Source organism: Umbribacter vaginalis (genome assembly GCA_001552935.1).
GTDB lineage: Bacteria > Actinomycetota > Coriobacteriia > Coriobacteriales > Eggerthellaceae > Berryella > Berryella vaginalis.
This window is the reverse complement of sequence record KQ959713.1, coordinates 911-18,358: the sequence shown is the minus strand read 5'-3', so window position 1 is coordinate 18,358 and position 17,448 is coordinate 911. Positions and strand designations below refer to the sequence as shown.

Sequence of the window (17,448 nt, the reverse complement as noted above, 5' to 3'; positions counted from 1 at the left end):
ATAGGCATTAGTTTGAAAGAGGAGCAGAGGAGTATATATGTCACACACTATTACGTTTTCTATAATCACAACATCAGATACACGCTCACGCGCCGAAGACAGTGCAGGGGATGCTCTTGAGCAGCTTATTAAGCGCGAAGAGTGGAGTGTATTATCGCATGTGGTTGTAAAAGATGAAGTGAGTGAGATTTCTGCAGCTATCGTACATGCCGCTGATACGCTTCATGCGGATGTTATTTTGACGTGCGGAGGCAGTGGATTGTCGATGCGCGATGTAACGCCTGAAGCCACGCAGGCGGTGTGTCAGCGCAATGTTCCTGGTATTGCCGAGATGATGCGCGCTCATAGTCTTACGATTACACCCTTTGCAGCACTTTCACGTGCGGTGTGCATGCAGCGCAATTCGAGCTTGGTTGTTAATTTGCCAGGAAGTGAGAAAGCAGCGCGCGAAAATTGGGAAGCACTTGTTGCGGTAATACCTCATGCTGTTAAAATGACTGCAGGTGAAGGGCATAAATAGTGCGCCTCGTTTCCCAACGTGCCCCTCGTTTCCCAACGTGCACTTTGGTTTGCAAAGCGCACTGACGTGAACAAGCGTTATCTCTATCGATTGAAGGTTACTTTATGACAGAGCTTCCAAATGGCTTTACAGGAATGCCACGCAGTCAGCGTAATGCGTTTGCGCCGCGCTCGCGCATAGGAACGTCAGCGCAGCAGTCGTACGCATCATCGTTACCTGACTATGCGTTTAACGCCCAACAGCACCTCACGTTTCCTGCAGCGCTTGGCAGTTATGCACGTGGCGCCGACGTATATCCAACACCTGCTTTTTCAGAGCATGAGCTTGCTCAGCTTACGGACGTTAAACGGCGCCATGCGTGGATTGAAATTGATCTGTCGGCATTGCGCAATAATGTGCGCGAAGTGCGTAAACGTGTTAATTCAAACGTGCATATTCTAGCGGTTGTAAAAGCGGATGCCTACGGTCACGGAGCAGTAGAAGTAGCGCGTGAAGCGCTGAAAGCAGGAGCTAGTTTTCTGGCAGTTGCTACGGTTGAAGAGGGAATTCAGCTGCGTGATGCGCATATTAGTGCTCCTATTCTTATGCTTTCACAACCACCAGTAACGGCAATCGAGTTATTGCTCGCGTATCATATTATCCCATCAGTTTATGAAGTGCCGTTTGCGCTTGCGTACGGAGAATGTGCCGATGCACACGGTGTTGAAGCACCGTATCACCTGGCAGTGAACAGTGGCATGAACCGTATCGGTGTGCGCTACGATGAAGTTGGCGCGTTTCTGATGCAAGTTAATTTTCATCGCGCGTTAAAGCTTGAAGGGATTTTTACCCACTTTGCAACGGCAGACGAGCCAGAAGTGTTCGACTTTGAAATTCAAGTTCGCCGTTTTGAAGAAGCGCTTGCACACGTGTTTCAAATGGGAATTGACCCGGGCATTGTGCATGCGGCAAATTCTGCAGCCGCGCTTCGTTTCCCAAAAGTGCATTATCACATGGTGCGATGGGGTATTGGCATGTATGGGCACGCGCCGTTTCCGCAAGCGTACGAGTACGCAAACCTCAAGCCCGTGATGTCGGTGCATGCGCGCATTACGGCTGTTAAAACTGTTCCTATGAGCGAAGGCGTCAGTTACGGCTTCAATTATCGATCTCCTGGCAGTGTAAAAATTTGCACGATTCCTTTTGGTTATGCCGATGGTCTTGTACGTGCACTATCAGGAAAAATTGATTTTCTGCTGAATGGTAAACGCGTTGCGCAAGTGGGAAATATTTGCATGGATCAGTGCATGTTTGAAGTAAATATGCGCTCGTTTGCAACACGGATGCGTCTTGAGCCGCAGGTAGGCGATGAAGTGGTGATTATTGGCACGCAAGGCGAAGGTGCGATTGCGCTGCATGAACATACCAAAATTCTTGATACTATTCCCTACGAGCTGCTTATTGGCTTTTCCAAACGCGCGTATCGCATTTTTACGTAATGGTACATTGTATGAGTGTTAAAAAACAGTTTTCCGCGTACGTACACCTTGTGTTATACGTGCTTTGTGCGCCATGTATAAGGTGTATGGTCGCGTGCCTTACGTATGGTTCTTCATTTCTCCTTGTCGGTTCGTATCCGCAGTGTACATGCATAGTGTGTACTCGTTGTATGAAAGAATTGCATTGTGAACACATATAACAACTCTGAACATAACGCACCTGATCAGCGCACGCAAACTGAGCAGCACTTGTCAAAGGCCGATGCTGCGTTTGATCCTATCGCGTATATGACACAACCGCGTTTGCTTACTATTAGTTTGGGTCTTACGCGCATTCGCCGCCTGATGCACTTGTTAGGAAACCCGCAGCAGCAGCTTCGTTTTGTGCATATTGCAGGCACGAATGGAAAAGGCTCGACAGCTGCATACATTCATTCTATTTTATGCAGTGCTGGCTATAAAACAGGTTTGTTCACCAGCCCGTATATCATCAACTTTGAAGAGCGCATCCGCATTAATGACGCCTCAATTCCGCTTAATGGGTTGCATGATATTGGGTTACGTGTGCGTGATGCAGCACTGCGCGTGCAGCAAGAATGCAATGAACATCCTACTGAATTCGAGCTTATAACCGCAGCTGCGTTATTGTATTTTGCGCAAGAGCGCTGCGATATTGTAGTGCTTGAAGTAGGTCTTGGTGGGCGACTCGATTCAACGAATGTCATTTCAACACCTGATGTGGCTGTTATAACACGTATCGGACTCGATCATATGGCACTGTTAGGTTCTACGTGCGAAGAAATTGCTCACGAGAAAGCAGGCATTATTAAAGATGGCGGACATGTTGTTGCATGGAATGATGAAAATGCCAGTGTCAATAAGGTATTTCAAGATGCGTGCCGTACGCATCATGCCACGCTTATCATGCCCTCGTTTGAGCAGGTGCAATGCCTCGGGATTACGGAGTTGTCTGTAGCGCACAAGAAAGAAGCACCCGCGCCCGCACACGACGCCGCACCAGCGTCCGATCCCGCGCCCGCATCCGCACCGACTGCAGCACCCGTTCCCGAACCTGTGCCGTCTGTTCCGTACGAGAATGTTATGCAGCGTTTTTCCTACCAAGGCGAACAGTATAAGACGCATCTTTTGGGCTCGTATCAGCCTTATAACGCCGTGCTTGCAATTGAAGCCGCGCGCGTGTTGCGCTCGCGCGGTTTTACGATACCGCAAACAGCACTGCACGAAGGCATTGCTTCAACGCGTTGGCTCGGCCGCTTCGACGTGCGTTCTACCTGCAATGATTGGCGCTGCGTTGTATGTGACGGAGGACATAATCCTCAAGGAGCACGTGCCTTAGCACAATCACTTGACCGCGCGTTTCCCCACACCAAATGCGTGTTTGTGATGAGTGTTCTTGCCGATAAAAACTATGAAGCAATGATAGATGCGCTTCTCGATTATGCGTGCTTGTGGGTATGTGTTACGCCACCCAGCCCGCGAGCGCTTTCAGCGCATGATGCCTGCGCCTGCGTTTCGCGCAAAGCTCACGAGCGAAATGCTACGTTTTCGGTATGTGAAGCGCGTTCGTACGATGACGCTATTACCCTGATCCAGAACAGCACTGCTTCACAAGGTGTACCTGTAATATTTTTTGGCAGCCTCTATGCGCTGAAAGATACCTATAATTCCCTTTATTCATCGGGTGTTTTACCGTCCACGCCATGGGGTGTATCTAAAAAATAAGCTCGCGTGCACCAGGCGCATTATGCGTTATGCTATGAGTAAGAAAACTCTACCAAAGGTATACTCACAAGCGTTGTGGAGGTGCCTTGGTAAGATGTTCATAAGCAGAGCGTGCCATAATCTTTGATGCGCTGTGTTTGAAGTGATCGATTATACGTATCGAAACGTACCTTTACTAGAGAGGTGATCTGCATGGACATTACTATTACCGGCCGAAAATTAACAGTTTCTGATGCAATGCGCGCATACGCAGAAGAAAAAGTTGGTAACTCAATGAAAGTTATGGACATTCATCCGCTTTCTGCTGATGTCGTGTTAAGTATCGAGAAAAATCCTGCTATCGCAAGCAAGTGTAAATGCGAAGTAACATTACGTACACACGGACATATTATTCGTGTTGAAGAAATCGAAGAAGACATGTACGCTGCTATCGATGTTGCTGCTGCGAAAGTGCTTCGCCAGCTGCGTAAATTCAAAACGCGCGTGGTTGAGCGCAAGTTCCGCCCGTCCACAAAAGGCGAAGTGTCGTCGCTTAAGAATCTGCCTACGGCGCCTTTCGACCCCGATAAATTGATGGAAGAACTTGAAGGCGACGAAGAAGCCGTTGTGCGCGTCAAAGAGATGGAATTTCCGCCTCTTACCGAGCAAGAAGCGCTCATTCAGATCGATTTATTGGGCCACGACTTTTTCGTGTATACCGATCGCGATACCAATGTAAGCTGCGTGTTGTATCGTCGCGAAAATGGCGGCTACGGTCTTATTAAGCAAAAAGATTAAGCGTTGCATACGTGCACATACGTGTGCGCTGCTTTGCTGCGGTAGATATCTTGAATTGTAACATCGTGCATAGGTGCGCCTGCGCGTGCGCGTTATAATATCTTCTGACAGCTCGTGCATAATCGTGCATAAAGGAGAAAAGATGACGCAAAGCTCGCAAGCTTCAGTTTCTGTACATACCAATACTGCTTCAAGTGGTTCATCACGTGCCGATTGTTGCACTCAATCTGATGCCAGCGCTACTCGCGTAGCCTGCGGAGATGCTACCGACGTGGCAGCGGTTATTCTAGCTGCAGGAGCAGGTACGCGCATGAAGTCGCGCAAGCCGAAAGTGGCGCATGAAGTGTTGGGGAAACCGCTTGTTTCATGGGTGATTGATGCAGCACGCAGCGCGCATATAAGCGATATTGTAACGGTGGTTGGACATCTTCGTGAACAGGTTATACCGTTAGTGGAGCACTCCTCACGATGCGCTATTCAGGAAGAACGCCTTGGCACTGCCAATGCTGTTTCGTGCGGAATCGCATCTCTTGACGCGCCATATGTGCTCGTGCTCTCAGGCGACTGTCCGCTTATTGAATCAAGCACGTTATTGCAGCTTGTTCACGCTGCACAAAGCGGCAATACGGTGGGATCATTTCTTACGATGAACTGCGAAAATCCCTACGGATATGGACGCGTACTTCACGATGATAATGCGTGCGCGTGTCGTATTGTTGAAGAAAAAGACGCTACGGACGCCCAGCGCGCAATTACGTGCTGCAATGCTGGGTTTTACTGCTTTAATACGGCGTGGTTGCGTGAAACATTACAGGGACTTACCTGCGATAATGCGCAAGGGGAGTGGTATCTTACCGACTGTGTTGCGCGCGCTTACGAGCAGCATCAAGCCATGGTTGAAGTGCCATGCGCCGATATTGCTCAGTGTTCGGGTATTAATTCGCGCTCACAGCTTGCAAACGTTACACGCCTTGCTCAGCAGCGCATCAACGCGCGTCATATGGATGCGGGTGTTACATTCACCGACCCCACACAAGCATGGATAGGTCCTGATGTCGTTCTTGAAAATGATGTAGAAATACTGCCTCAAACAATGCTGTATGGATCGTGCGTTGTAAAGCAGGGAAGTGTTATCGGGCCCCATACGCGTCTTGTTGACGTGTGCGTTGGAGAGAACTGCTCTGTTGAAGAAACGATTGCGCATGAAAGCACTATTCACGATAAGGCATCAATTGGACCACGCGCATACATTCGCCCAGGTTGTACGGTGTGTTACGGCGCAAAAGTGGGCACGTGTGTTGAGATTAAGCATACTACTGTTGGCAAGTTTTCAAAAGTGCCGCACTTAAGCTATTTAGGTGATGCAACCGTTGGCGAACACGTGAATATTGGTGCAGGCAGCATAACTTGTAATTATGATGGAACTCACAAGTATCCGACCACTATTGAGGATAATGTGTTTGTTGGTTCAGACACGATGATGGTTGCACCGGTAACGCTTGGCGCAGGATCGCTCATTGGAGCAGGCTCGACGATCACGTCGGACGTTTCACCTGATGCACTTGCGCTTGCGCGAGCGCGTCAAGTGGAGTATGAAAAAGGTGCTTTGAAGTATCGCCATAACGAGTAGTTTTGTAGCTGTGGCTTTTGCTATAGTGTGGTTCTATAAGCAGGTATAAACGAGTGTTAACTTGAAAGGAAGAGCATTCTATGACCGAAATGCAAAAAAGTATCGCGGTATTTTCCGGTTCAACCAATCCGAAGCTCGCTGAAGATATTGCGCAAAACTTGGGTATTACGCTTGGAAACGTGAAGCTTGAAAAATTTGCAAACGGCGAAATTTATGCGCGTTATTTGCAAAGCGTACGCGGCGCCGATGTATTCATCGTGCAGTCGATAGCTGGCGCAAGCGTTAACGATGCGCTTATGGAAACACTTATTATGGTCGATGCCGCTAAGCGTGCGTCCGCGCGCACTATTACGGCTGTTATCACGCATTACGGTTATGCTCGTCAAGACAGAAAAGCCTCCGCGCGCGAACCTATTACCGCAAAATTGGTTGCTAACTTACTGGAAACAGCAGGCGTTAACCGCGTGATGAGCATCGATTTGCACCAAGGTCAAATTCAAGGCTTCTTCAATATTCCTGTTGATCACCTTACGGCTCTTGCCATTATGTGCGATTATTTTAAGTCGAAAGAACTGGATCAAAGCAAGTTATGTGTCGTAAGCCCCGATGTAGGTCGTGCAAAAGCCGCCAAAAAGCTCTCCGACATGCTTGACGCCGATCTTGCTATTATGCACAAAGGGCGCCCTGGGCACAACAAAGCTGAAATTACGGCGCTTATTGGTGACGTAGCTGGTAAAATATGCATCCTCAATGACGACATGATCGACACCGGCGGTTCGGTTGTAGCCGCAGTTGATACACTGCACACGCGCGGTGCAGAAGATGTGTACGTGTGTGCCACGCATCCTGTTTTCTCGGGTCCAGGACTTGAACGCATGGCGCATTTAGACGTGCGTGAAGTGGTTGTGTGCGACACCATTCCCGTTCCACTTAGCTATCAAACAGGCAAAATAAAAGTTATCAGCGTTGCGCCTTTGTTTGCTCGAGCCATTTCTAATGTGTATAACAACGGATCAGTATCTGAACTTTTCGATCCTGATTTTGCACTGTAACAGGTAATACTCGTGAGCACGCAGGACCATATGAAGAAAAACGCGCCTACATTTGCTATCGTTGGTTTGGGAAATCCTGGTGATGAATACGCTAACACACGCCACAATGCAGGATTTTGCACCATACAAAAGCTTGCCGAATTATGCCATGTGTCGTATTGGAAAACACAAGCAGGATCATTGCTTGCTGAGGCGCACTACAACGATATTCCTTTAGTACTTGCCATGCCGCAAAGCTATATGAACACATCGGGTGGCCCTACAAAACACGTGTTGCAGCAATTCGGTATTAAGCCTGATCATTTAATCGTTATACACGATGAGCTTGATATACCAGCTGGTGATGTACGCGTAAAATTTGGAGGCGGCCATGCAGGACACAATGGCTTGCGCTCGATTATCGATGCGCTCGGTACGCGTGACTATATGCGTGTACGCGTAGGAATTGGTCGTCCACCAGCAGGTATGCTCGTTGCGAATTATGTACTTTCACGTCCGCGTGCATCAGAGCTCGATGCGTTTAACGAAGCAGTGTGCGTAGCGTGTCAGGCTGTTCTTTCGCTTATCGAAAACGGTATGGGAAAAACGCAAGCTCAGATAAACGGCATGCATAGCGCAAAGGACTAATGGTATGCGCCTTCGCTTTGACCAGAGAAATGCAGACGGCTCATATACGCTCACAGCGTCTCTTGGAAAACATATTGCACAGTGTGGGCAGCGCTTGCCTGCCTTGGAATGCGCTGCCCCGGCAGATGATTTTGTTATTCCTGGTCAAGAAGAAAAATCTAATATTGTAGATGCGTCTTATTCATCTGGAGAGCTGGTATGGTTTTCTTCGGAAGGAGCACTGCCTGCACCTGCTCAAAAGGGTTGGTATGTGGCGCGCCTGTGCGATAATGCGCTGTATGTGCTGGCGTATCTTACCTGTTCAGGATATGCTTATACGTGTCATAGTTTTATATACGAGCTGCCAGATACATGGGATATGTGCCTTACGCAAACGCGTTTTGAAGATATTGCACAACACCAATTTGATACTGACGCCTGTGATGCGCAGCGTGAGCTAGTCCTGAGTCCGTTATTGCTGGGCGCATCTATTCCGCAGCATATTTCTTATGCTGCACAGCGCGAAATACTTGAGCATAAACAGGAAAAAGATCTTCGATTTTATCAGGAACATATGGTTCCGCGAGCATTTATGCGCGATCTTGAAGAAGAACTGCATGAAGCAACGCTTATCGCACGCAGTTCCGAATTTGATGTTGCAGCATGCCTTGATGAGAAAAAACGCGTACCCCATGTGTTTGCACGTGGTACTACCAATACACTTGAAAACATTGTTGCAACGGCAGCGTCATGGTGCGACAAGGCTTTTTATGCACATCACGCTCATAGCTGCTTTGCAGGCGAATACACTAAAAGCGATGTATTTGAGGTTTTGTGCTCTAAAGCGAGCTTTACTGATGAGGGTCAGTATGCTCATGTTACACCATTGAATAGCCTTGAACAAAACCAACCCAAAGCGGCGCATAGTGAAAGCGATTCTCCGTATTCGGAGCACCAAGATACCACTTCAGGACGTATTTTTGTGCGAAATCCTTTTACGAAAACGCTATGCGAAGTAGCACTTTTTACTTGTAATAATCATATATTTACGTGTATGTATTCATTGTTTAAGGCGTATACGCGCTTGCGCAGCTTATCTATGCCGTCGTTTATGGCGTATGCTTACTGCTTGTTCGTGCAGCGATCACGCGAAGCGGGCTGTTTGCCCATGTACACGTTACCTACTACGCTGTGTAATTCCTTAGTAGAAAATTTTCAAGAAAGTTTTGTGCGTATCGTAAGCATGCTTTCCATGCCACGCTACGATACTGAATTGTGTTTGGCACCAGCGTATACATGGCTTTATTCGCATTTGAAAAAAACACGTGCTCGTTGGCTCTATTTTCCCTCATTGCTTGGTGAATATTTTATTCAACACGACGGCTTTGTGCCGTATAAATTTAGTATTCGTCCTGCTAATGATCACGCATACGATACCGTGCTTACTCCACGCGACATGCTTGAAATAGAAAGTGTTCTGAATGCGTTTGGCGCGCTGGTGAGGCGTTTTGGTGATACGCTTGTATTGTTCAACGAGCAGGAATTTAAACAAGCAGCACGCGGTGTATTGTATAGTGTTGCGTGGGATCTGAAGCCTGTTAAGCCTTCGAATGAGGCAAACTATAATGATGGCGCATCGTTTGATATAAGCCCGATTGACCAAATTCATGCTTTGGTGCACTCCATTAATCCGTATTCAGTTGTAAATCACTCGATGCTTTTACGCGCGCAAGCAAACGTTTATGCTCGTTATACGCAAGAATCACTTAATCTTGGTACTGATGTTTCGTTTGAATCATTTTACGGCTTTGCAGAGAGCGATGCATGCAACGCTGCGAGCAGTTCTGCGTGGAAGTTGCGTCGCCGTTTTGCTCATGTGATGGCAACTCTGCCAAGTGTTTTTCGTTATTTTAGCTATTTTAAGTGCGACAACAGCTTTCATGATGTAGATTTTTACTACATTGCGCTTGATGAATCGATGATGTCTCCATGGTTCGATGCGCTTGCTGATTGTACATCACCGTCAGCGTTTTCTACGACATACGACGCTGCTTTCAGTGGTGCCCGTGCTGAAAACGCCGCTGCTTTTAGTGGTGACCATACAAACGATGATGCTTCTTGCGTTCCGCGTACAAGAGATGGTGCTGATAAAGGTACTAAAAGCAGTCTGCACGCTGCACATGATTATGCATGTTTGAATGAGCTTATGTTGAGCTGCACGAGTGATACGGGTATGCAGGCGTTAGCGCAGCGTTTGGCGCGCTTGCTTGGTCTTGCGTTTGCTGCACGAGCATTTGTGGCATGTCCGTTGTTGCAGCGTGTTCATGTGCATGCTTATAAAAAGCGCTGGGATGTTCTTTCTACAAGCGATGAAACGCACGAAGAATTTTCTGATACGCCATGGTTTGAATACACGTTTTTACGCACTCAGTTTAGTTCAACGCGCGCCTATAGTGCTGCTTACACCGATCCACAGTGGCTTTTTGCAGCTTTTGCACCTTATTTTAAAGTGCAAGAACAAAGCTCAGTGGTGTCTACCATGTTTGATTTTGCGTGTGTTAATGCAGCAAACCAACAATCAGGCAGTACGTATGGTGCGAACCATGACATGTTGAATGCTGATGTATCTTCAAGTACCCCAACATCCTTACGTGAAGATTCGCCATCACGTGAAGAAACTTTGCTTATAGACAATACCACATCTCCTGATAGTAAAGCTGATTGCTACGCGTATGCGTCATTGTCTCACAGGCGGCTTCCTCCTTCAGTGTTCACTTCATTAGGCGCAACGTATGCGGACGATTTAGCAATCCATTTTTGCGTTATTGATGATGCACACATCGCTTCAATCAGTAATGCAATTGCAAGCAAACATCCTCTTTCTCAGATTATTTCCTCTATACAATCACTTTCGTGTGAATATGAGCAGAAGTATGAACACGATTCATTTAAGCGCTCTATAGCAACACGTGTATTTAAAACCCTGATGGAACGTTTGGTTCGTGACGATGCGCTTGAGTGTGCCCCTGTATCGGTATTGCGTGAACTGTTGGATGGTGCACACGTATTTCGATCGGTATATCATAAAGCACACGTGCTGAGACTAACAAGTCCAGCTGATGCCTATAAGCTCTTATTGCAGACTATTCGTAACAATAAGCAAGCAACGTTTATGCTTGATTACCATGGTAAGTACTGCCATAAAGCATTTTATTCATACAGCGAGCGCTTGTTATACAATCTAGCACACGCGCAGCTTTTATTTCTCGATCAACCCGCACTTGGTGGTTGCGATAATAAGTATCGTGTATTTCCTGCTCCTGTCGAATTGCATGCGTGTTTTGTGGAGATGATTAGGTGTGCTACGCGCATTCCTGTGGATGCTCCTTTTGACAAGTCTACATCGTATGATGTAATTACCTTGCTTATGGAGTACACACTCAAGTTTGCTCCGTTTCATGTTGATGGTTATATCAGTGTTGCGCTTTGCATGCTTCATTATGAACGGTGCAATGACGCTATTGAAACACTGCGTCGGGCTCTTCAGTTTGCGTGGAAACCATCATCAGTGGGAACGTGTTACTATGTGCTTGCGTGCGCGTATGCGCGCAAGGGAAATGACGAGTTGAGTGCTATTTGTTATAAAAAAGCACTTGAGTTTAATGTTGACTATTCAACGCTGGATATTCAACCTACGTTACGTGCATCGATAGGTGCTCATATTGCGCGTTTTTCTCATGTATACACCGACGATGTATTGGCGCTGTATCACATTCCAGTAGCAGCAAATCAGCAGGTGTTAGATGCATTTTTACGGGGTGGGGAAGCGGCATGTAAACAAAATTTGTTGCAAGCAGCTCACGACATTTTACAGGACTATTTGGACTACTCAGGTGATAGTATACTAACGAGCGTTTGCAATTCATGTTTGGAAAACACACGGAGCGATAGCATCGCTGGTGGTGCTCATCGCTCCACACATGCAAAGGGCAATGAAAACGGCGATACGCGTAATACGAGTGCGTAGGCGCGCCACATGTACAGAAAAGGATAGGTATGGCAATCACTCTACCAGCAGGTTTTCAAGATATGCTTCCCGATGATGCGGAATTTTATCGGCAGTTTGTAGCGTTAGCGCATGACGTTTTTTCGCGCTACGGATACCGCAGCATCATCACTCCTCATCTTGAAGTGCAAGACCTGTTCGTGCGCGGTATTGGGCAATCAAGCGATGTTGTGTCTAAGGAAATGTTTAGCGCTCTTTCAGGCGAAAATATGCAGAAGTTGCTTGCACGTGAGGAAATTCGCTCAAAAAGTAAGCTTGCATTGCGTCCTGAGGGCACGGCAGGCGTTGTTCGTGCTGTTGTGGAGCACAATTTGGTACCTCCACAGTCGGCTGGAGTCAAGCTTATGTATGCAGGCTCAATGTTTCGTGCCGAGCGTCCACAAAAAGGCCGTTTGCGCGAATTTAACCAGATAGGCGTCGAGTGTATCGGCCCCAGCAGCCCCTCTATTGATGCAGAAGGGATTTGTATGCTTATGCGTTTCTTTAGCGCGCTTGGCATTCCTGAAACATCAATGAAACTCTTCTTAAATTCGCTTGGCTGTGATGAATGTCGCCCTGCGTATCGCCAGCAGCTGCTTTCCTACATGAATGCACACATACACGAATTGTGCGACGAGTGCCAGCACCGCTTACATCTGAACCCTTTGCGTGCCTTCGATTGCAAAAACGAACAGTGTGCAGCTGTTATGCGCAATGCACCGCGCTTGTCGGATGCTTTGTGTTCCGCATGCGCAACGCATCATCAAACCGTTCAAACACTGCTTGATAACGCAGGTATTTCCTATGAACTTGACACGTCTTTGGTGCGTGGTCTTGACTATTACACGCGCACCGTGTTTGAAATTCAAGCAACCGACTCGAACAGCGCTCAAAATGCATTAGGCGGTGGTGGTCGCTACGATAAGCTGGTCGAAGAAGTGGGCGGACATCCAACGCCTGGCTTCGGCTTTGCGCTTGGGTATGAACGCTGCAAACTAGCGCTTGAGGCGGCAGGTGTTGCGTCACATGTGCCCCCGTCATGTCACGTATTTTTTGCGCTTGCTGATACGTGTCTTTTCAAAGAGGCGTTTACGATGTGCGAACAGCTACGCTCCAAGGGTTTTGCGTGTGAGTTTGCACACGATGCTAAAAGTTTGAAATCGCAGTTAAAGCTTGCAAATAAGCTGGGTGCGCGCATGGTTGTTGTTTATGGCGAAAATGAATTTGCACGCGGAGAAGTGCTGGTAAAAGACATGCAACAGCATGAAGAGCACTGCGTTACTCATAGCACACAGGCGCTTGTTTCGTATCTTTCTGCACATTTTTAGGATAATTTTAAACAAGACGTGCAAGCAATACGCGGTGCTTTACAATAAGAAACTTGTAAACACACATCTGTTCATCATACCTGAACTGTTGCGAAGTTTTTGCATGTGTGCACATACATAAAGCGTTTTGTGTTTGTGCTTACAATACACTGGTAATCGTACAAGGAGTTAAAGCCAAATGACCGATTTTGCAAATGAATATTGCATGCATACTGCTACATGCGGACAACTGCGCTCAAGCGATATTGATAAGGACGTTACGCTTTGCGGTTGGGCATGGCATAATCGAGATCACGGTGGTCTTATTTTTGTTGATCTGCGTGATAGATATGGCTGCACGCAGGTGGTAATCGACCCTGAGTGCATTGCTCAAGACGAATTTGCGTGTGCTGAGCACCTTGGGCGTGAGTATGTGTTGAAAGTTGAAGGTAGGGTGCGCTCGCGTGGTGAAGAGAGCTTCAATCCCTCGATGCCTACGGGTGAAATTGAAGTACTTGCACATCATGTAACGGTGTTAAACGAAAGTGTTACGCCGCCGTTCTCGATTGAAGACGGCATTGAAACCGATGAAACGATGCGTATGAAGTGGCGTTATCTCGATTTACGCCGCCCAGAAATGTTTAGTGCTTTACTGTTGCGCCATAAAGTGGCACAAGCGATTCGCAGCGCACTGAACGAGCGTGATTTTCTTGAAGTGGAAACACCTATTTTGGCAAACTCAACACCAGAAGGCGCGCGCGACTATGTTGTTCCATCGCGTCCGAATCCAGGTCGTTTTTATGCACTTCCGCAAAGTCCGCAGCAATTTAAACAAATGCTGATGGTGGGCGGTATCGAGCGTTACTACCAAATTGCACGCTGTTTTCGTGACGAAGACTTGCGCGCTGATAGACAACCCGAGTTTACGCAGGTAGATATCGAAATGAGCTTTGTCGAAAACGATGAAGTGATGGATATGATGGAAGATGTCATGGCGCATACTTTGCAGGCGGTAAACGTGCAGCACGCGTTTCCTTTGCAGCGCATGCCTTGGAAGGAAGCCATGGAGCGCTACGGCTGCGATCGTCCTGATGTGCGTTTTGGCATGGAGCTGGTAGACATTACCGACATCGTGAAAAACTCCGGCTTCAAAGTGTTCTCAACCGTTGCGCAGCAGGGCGGCGTTGTGAAAGCGATTAACGCAAAAGGTGCTGGCGACTGGAGCCGCGGCGACATCGAAAAACTTGCAAGCATCGCCGCTGATAATGGCGCTAAGGGTATGGCGTGGATTGCGTTTACCAGCGATGGTGCAGAAAAAAGCCCTATCATCAAGTTCTTCTCGGATGAGGAATTTAGCGCACTTAAAAAGGCGCTACACGTTGAGCCGGGCGACTTGGTTTTGTTTGCAGCTGATACATTTGCGACCGCGTGTGCAGTTTTGTCGGCGCTGCGCTTGCATATGGCTGATGCGCTTGGCGTTAAACGTGAAGGTCATGCGCTGTTATGGGTGGTCAATTTCCCCATGTTTAAATACGACGAAGACGAAAAGAAATATGCAGCTGAACACCATCCGTTTACGATGATTCGCAAAGAAGACATCGACAAAATTGAAACTGACCCGCTGTCGTGCGGCAGTTATTCGTACGACTTGGTGATGGATGGCTTTGAAGTGGGCGGCGGCACTATTCGTATCCATAATGCGCAGCTGCAACGCCGTGTATTGCGTCGTCTTGGTTTAAGCGATGAACAGATTGACGAGAAATTTGGGCACCTTATTCATGCGCTTGAGCTGGGCGCGCCTCCGCATGGCGGCATCGCGCTGGGGCTTGACCGCTTGTGCATGTTACTTGCGCACAAAAATTCAATTCGCGATTGCATTGCGTTCCCGAAAACATCAAGCGCAGCCGACCCGATGACAGGCGCTCCAAGTACTATTACGCCACGTCAGCTGAAGGAAGTAAACTTGCGACTGCTGTAGCGCGCGGTTGTGGTGATGTAGCGAATGCCGCGTAAGTTTTACCGATAGTACGCTGCTCTTGGTAAAATGTGCGCTATACTACACGGTATACAGTATCCTAGGTGGGCTAGGACGGCGCTATGTTTTGAACCTGGTCAGGTCCGGAAGGAAGCAGCCATAAGAAGCCTCTAACGAGCGTCCTTGCCTACCTAGGATACTTTTTTATATCTGCTAATAGCGTGCTTGCGGGTGTGTGAGCTGCGCATTCGACCTGCTTGATGCTACTGGTTGATGTTACTGCTTGATACTATGAAAGGGTCAGGAACCATGAACGTCCTTGCTGGGCTGATAGAACTTCTGCACGATCCTCGTGCTATGATTGCAGGCTGGATTGTAGCGCTGGGCCCGTTCATGGTGTATGCGCCTCTGTTCGCCATCGTATTTCTGGAAACAGGTTTAGTATTTTTCCCTTTTCTGCCAGGCGATTCTTTACTATTTGCAACAGGCGTATTCTCAAACGACGGTACGGGCTTGCATGTGGGAGCAACTATTGCAGTATTTAGTGCCGCCGCAATTCTAGGCAATACGTCGAATTATTGCATCGCGCGCGTGTTCGGTGCACGCATTATCGACTCGGGGCGCATTAAGTCGCTTACACCCGAGCGCCTTAAAAAGCTTGATGAATTTTTCGAGCGCTGGGGCGGCATAACCATCATCATCACGCGTTTTATGCCTTTTTTCCGTACGTTTGCGCCGTTTATTGCAGGTACGGGCCACATGAATTTTCTAAAGTTCACGTTTTATAACGCCGTTGGTGGCATACTGTGGGTGTGCACGTTTGTGCTTGCAGGCTACTTTTTTGGTACCATTCCGTTTTTACAGCACCACTTCAAGCTTATTGCGCTGGTGATCGTTCTTATTTCTCTTTTGCCTGCGAGTATTGCGCTCGTGCGTAAGTTTGTTGTGCAGCGCAGGAAGAAAAACCAGTAAGTGCACGCGTGAAAGTACAGCTCGAACGTGTCAAAGTGCAGCTCGAATGTGTGAACACCTACTACAGCAGCTTCTTTGTGTAGGTAGCGTATCGTGCCTTATGTGTCATTGGGAGGATAGTTATGGCGGAGTCGCTTTATACGAAATATCGCCCTCAGGTTTTTAGCGACGTTGTAGGGCAAAGCATTGTAGAGTCGGCGCTGGTAAACGCTCTTTCGCGGGGAAGTGTAAGTCATGCATATCTCTTTACAGGGCCGCGTGGAACGGGAAAAACCACCATGGCACGCCTGCTTGCAAAGGCGCTTTTGTGCAATGCCGCAACGAACGGCGTACCTGATGGTACGTGTGAGCAATGTAAGCGTGTGGCTCAGGGTACGCATCCCGATGTGATAGAACTTGATGCAGCCAGTCGTACTGGAGTGGATACCACGCGCGAAGACATTATTGCTACTATCAATTATGCGCCTGTCTACGGCTCGTATCGCATTTACATCATCGATGAAGTTCACATGCTGTCGAAATCAGCTTTTAATGCGCTACTTAAAACGCTCGAAGAGCCTCCTGAGCACGTCATTTTCATTTTGTGCACCACCGAAGTGCAGCAAATTCCCGAAACGGTTATATCGCGGTGCCAGCGTTTCGATTTTAAGTCGATTGCCGTTGATGATATTGAAAAGCGGCTTGCGTATGTGTGTGAATGCGAACAGGTACGTGCAAATCCGGCAGCGTTGCATATGCTTGCTCAACGCGCAAAAGGGGGCCTACGCAATGCTCTTACCATGCTTGAACAGGCTATTTCTTTTGGCAATGGAGCTGTAGACGACGCGTGTGTTCATACGCTTCTTGGCATGTCCAGCAATGATTATGCACTTACGATGATACATGCTCTGGTTGTTCGTGATGCTCCAGCAGCGTTTCAACTTGTGAATAAGCTTGAAGAGGAAGGTGTGTCGCTCCTTGGGTTTGTAAACGATTGCGCACAATTAATTTCAGACGCATTTGTAAATGCTGCTAGTAATACCCCACAAAAAAACGCCTGTTATTCCAAAGATTTTGTGCAAGTAGGCGCTTTGCAATTTGGTTATATGCTTTCGGTATGGGGCGATATTGCATGTGACATAAAAAAAACCGTGAATGAAGCTCTTACGCTTAAAGTGGGGATTGCTAAGTTGCTTGTTCCTGCTGCTTCTAAAACAAGCGATGCGTTAGCAAGTAGAGTAGAGGCGCTTGAGAAGAACGTGCAGTTGTTGTTGCAGAACGCTCGCGCGGAACGTGTACCAGCATGTACTCCCGTGTGCGCTCAAGGAAATGCGCCTGCACCCGTTTCAGCACCAGTACCTGAG

12 protein-coding genes and 1 other RNA gene are annotated in these 17,448 nt (G+C 47.7%); all 13 read left to right on the top strand.

Annotated features, from left to right (window positions below):
• The first annotated feature begins 37 nt into the window (after positions 1-37).
• The gene (locus HMPREF3190_RS06255; RefSeq protein ID WP_066781429.1) at positions 38-520 is read left to right on the top strand and encodes a MogA/MoaB family molybdenum cofactor biosynthesis protein; all 483 of its coding nucleotides are present in this window, start codon (positions 38-40) and stop codon (positions 518-520) included.
• 104 nt (positions 521-624) lie between these two features.
• Positions 625-1,998 carry an alanine racemase gene (alr, locus tag HMPREF3190_RS06250; RefSeq protein WP_066781427.1) on the top strand — a complete coding sequence of 458 codons (1,374 nt, stop codon included), beginning with the start codon at positions 625-627 and terminating at the stop codon, positions 1,996-1,998.
• A gap of 186 nt (positions 1,999-2,184) precedes the next feature.
• Positions 2,185-3,741 carry a bifunctional folylpolyglutamate synthase/dihydrofolate synthase gene (locus HMPREF3190_RS06245; RefSeq protein ID WP_066781425.1) on the top strand — a complete coding sequence of 519 codons (1,557 nt, stop codon included), beginning with the start codon at positions 2,185-2,187 and terminating at the stop codon, positions 3,739-3,741.
• A gap of 192 nt (positions 3,742-3,933) precedes the next feature.
• The gene (hpf, locus tag HMPREF3190_RS06240) at positions 3,934-4,518 is read left to right on the top strand and encodes a ribosome hibernation-promoting factor, HPF/YfiA family (RefSeq protein WP_066781423.1); all 585 of its coding nucleotides are present in this window, start codon (positions 3,934-3,936) and stop codon (positions 4,516-4,518) included.
• Between the two features lie 142 nt (positions 4,519-4,660).
• Positions 4,661-6,148: a bifunctional UDP-N-acetylglucosamine diphosphorylase/glucosamine-1-phosphate N-acetyltransferase GlmU gene (gene glmU / locus HMPREF3190_RS06235; RefSeq protein WP_082715216.1), complete on the top strand. Its 1,488-nt coding sequence runs from the start codon at positions 4,661-4,663 to the stop codon at positions 6,146-6,148.
• Between the two features lie 80 nt (positions 6,149-6,228).
• Positions 6,229-7,200, top strand: a complete 972-nt coding sequence (locus tag HMPREF3190_RS06230; RefSeq protein ID WP_066781419.1) for a ribose-phosphate diphosphokinase — start codon at positions 6,229-6,231, stop codon at positions 7,198-7,200.
• Between the two features lie 30 nt (positions 7,201-7,230).
• Positions 7,231-7,827 (top strand): aminoacyl-tRNA hydrolase, encoded by a 597-nt coding sequence (gene pth, locus HMPREF3190_RS06225; protein ID WP_066781725.1) that lies wholly within the window; start codon positions 7,231-7,233, stop codon positions 7,825-7,827.
• A 4-nt stretch (positions 7,828-7,831) separates the two neighbouring features.
• The gene (locus HMPREF3190_RS06220) at positions 7,832-11,833 is read left to right on the top strand and encodes a hypothetical protein (protein ID WP_066781417.1); all 4,002 of its coding nucleotides are present in this window, start codon (positions 7,832-7,834) and stop codon (positions 11,831-11,833) included.
• 29 nt (positions 11,834-11,862) lie between these two features.
• Positions 11,863-13,179, top strand: coding sequence for a histidine--tRNA ligase (gene hisS, locus HMPREF3190_RS06215; RefSeq protein WP_066781415.1), 1,317 nt, complete (start codon positions 11,863-11,865; stop codon positions 13,177-13,179).
• Positions 13,180-13,357: 178 nt separating this feature from the next.
• Positions 13,358-15,136 (top strand): aspartate--tRNA ligase, encoded by a 1,779-nt coding sequence (gene aspS, locus HMPREF3190_RS06210; protein ID WP_066781413.1) that lies wholly within the window; start codon positions 13,358-13,360, stop codon positions 15,134-15,136.
• A 98-nt stretch (positions 15,137-15,234) separates the two neighbouring features.
• An RNA gene (ffs, locus tag HMPREF3190_RS06205) (signal recognition particle sRNA small type) lies at positions 15,235-15,330 on the top strand.
• 94 nt (positions 15,331-15,424) lie between these two features.
• The gene (locus HMPREF3190_RS06200; protein WP_449676338.1) at positions 15,425-16,105 is read left to right on the top strand and encodes a VTT domain-containing protein; all 681 of its coding nucleotides are present in this window, start codon (positions 15,425-15,427) and stop codon (positions 16,103-16,105) included.
• 122 nt (positions 16,106-16,227) lie between these two features.
• A partial coding sequence (gene dnaX, locus HMPREF3190_RS06195) for a DNA polymerase III subunit gamma/tau (protein ID WP_156425759.1) occupies positions 16,228-17,448 on the top strand: 1,221 nt, incomplete at its 3' end.

What these genes read in the sequence shown, in the direction of transcription:
- HMPREF3190_RS06255 (WP_066781429.1), top strand. Translation starts at nt 38, where the DNA reads ATGTCACACACTATTACGTTTTCTATAATCACAACATCAGATACACGC.
- alr (WP_066781427.1), top strand. Translation starts at nt 625, where the DNA reads ATGACAGAGCTTCCAAATGGCTTTACAGGAATGCCACGCAGTCAGCGT.
- hpf (WP_066781423.1), top strand. Translation starts at nt 3,934, where the DNA reads ATGGACATTACTATTACCGGCCGAAAATTAACAGTTTCTGATGCAATG.
- glmU (WP_082715216.1), top strand. Translation starts at nt 4,661, where the DNA reads ATGACGCAAAGCTCGCAAGCTTCAGTTTCTGTACATACCAATACTGCT.
- HMPREF3190_RS06230 (WP_066781419.1), top strand. Translation starts at nt 6,229, where the DNA reads ATGACCGAAATGCAAAAAAGTATCGCGGTATTTTCCGGTTCAACCAAT.
- pth (WP_066781725.1), top strand. Translation starts at nt 7,231, where the DNA reads ATGAAGAAAAACGCGCCTACATTTGCTATCGTTGGTTTGGGAAATCCT.
- HMPREF3190_RS06220 (WP_066781417.1), top strand. Translation starts at nt 7,832, where the DNA reads ATGCGCCTTCGCTTTGACCAGAGAAATGCAGACGGCTCATATACGCTC.
- hisS (WP_066781415.1), top strand. Translation starts at nt 11,863, where the DNA reads ATGGCAATCACTCTACCAGCAGGTTTTCAAGATATGCTTCCCGATGAT.
- aspS (WP_066781413.1), top strand. Translation starts at nt 13,358, where the DNA reads ATGACCGATTTTGCAAATGAATATTGCATGCATACTGCTACATGCGGA.
- HMPREF3190_RS06200 (WP_449676338.1), top strand. Translation starts at nt 15,425, where the DNA reads ATGAAAGGGTCAGGAACCATGAACGTCCTTGCTGGGCTGATAGAACTT.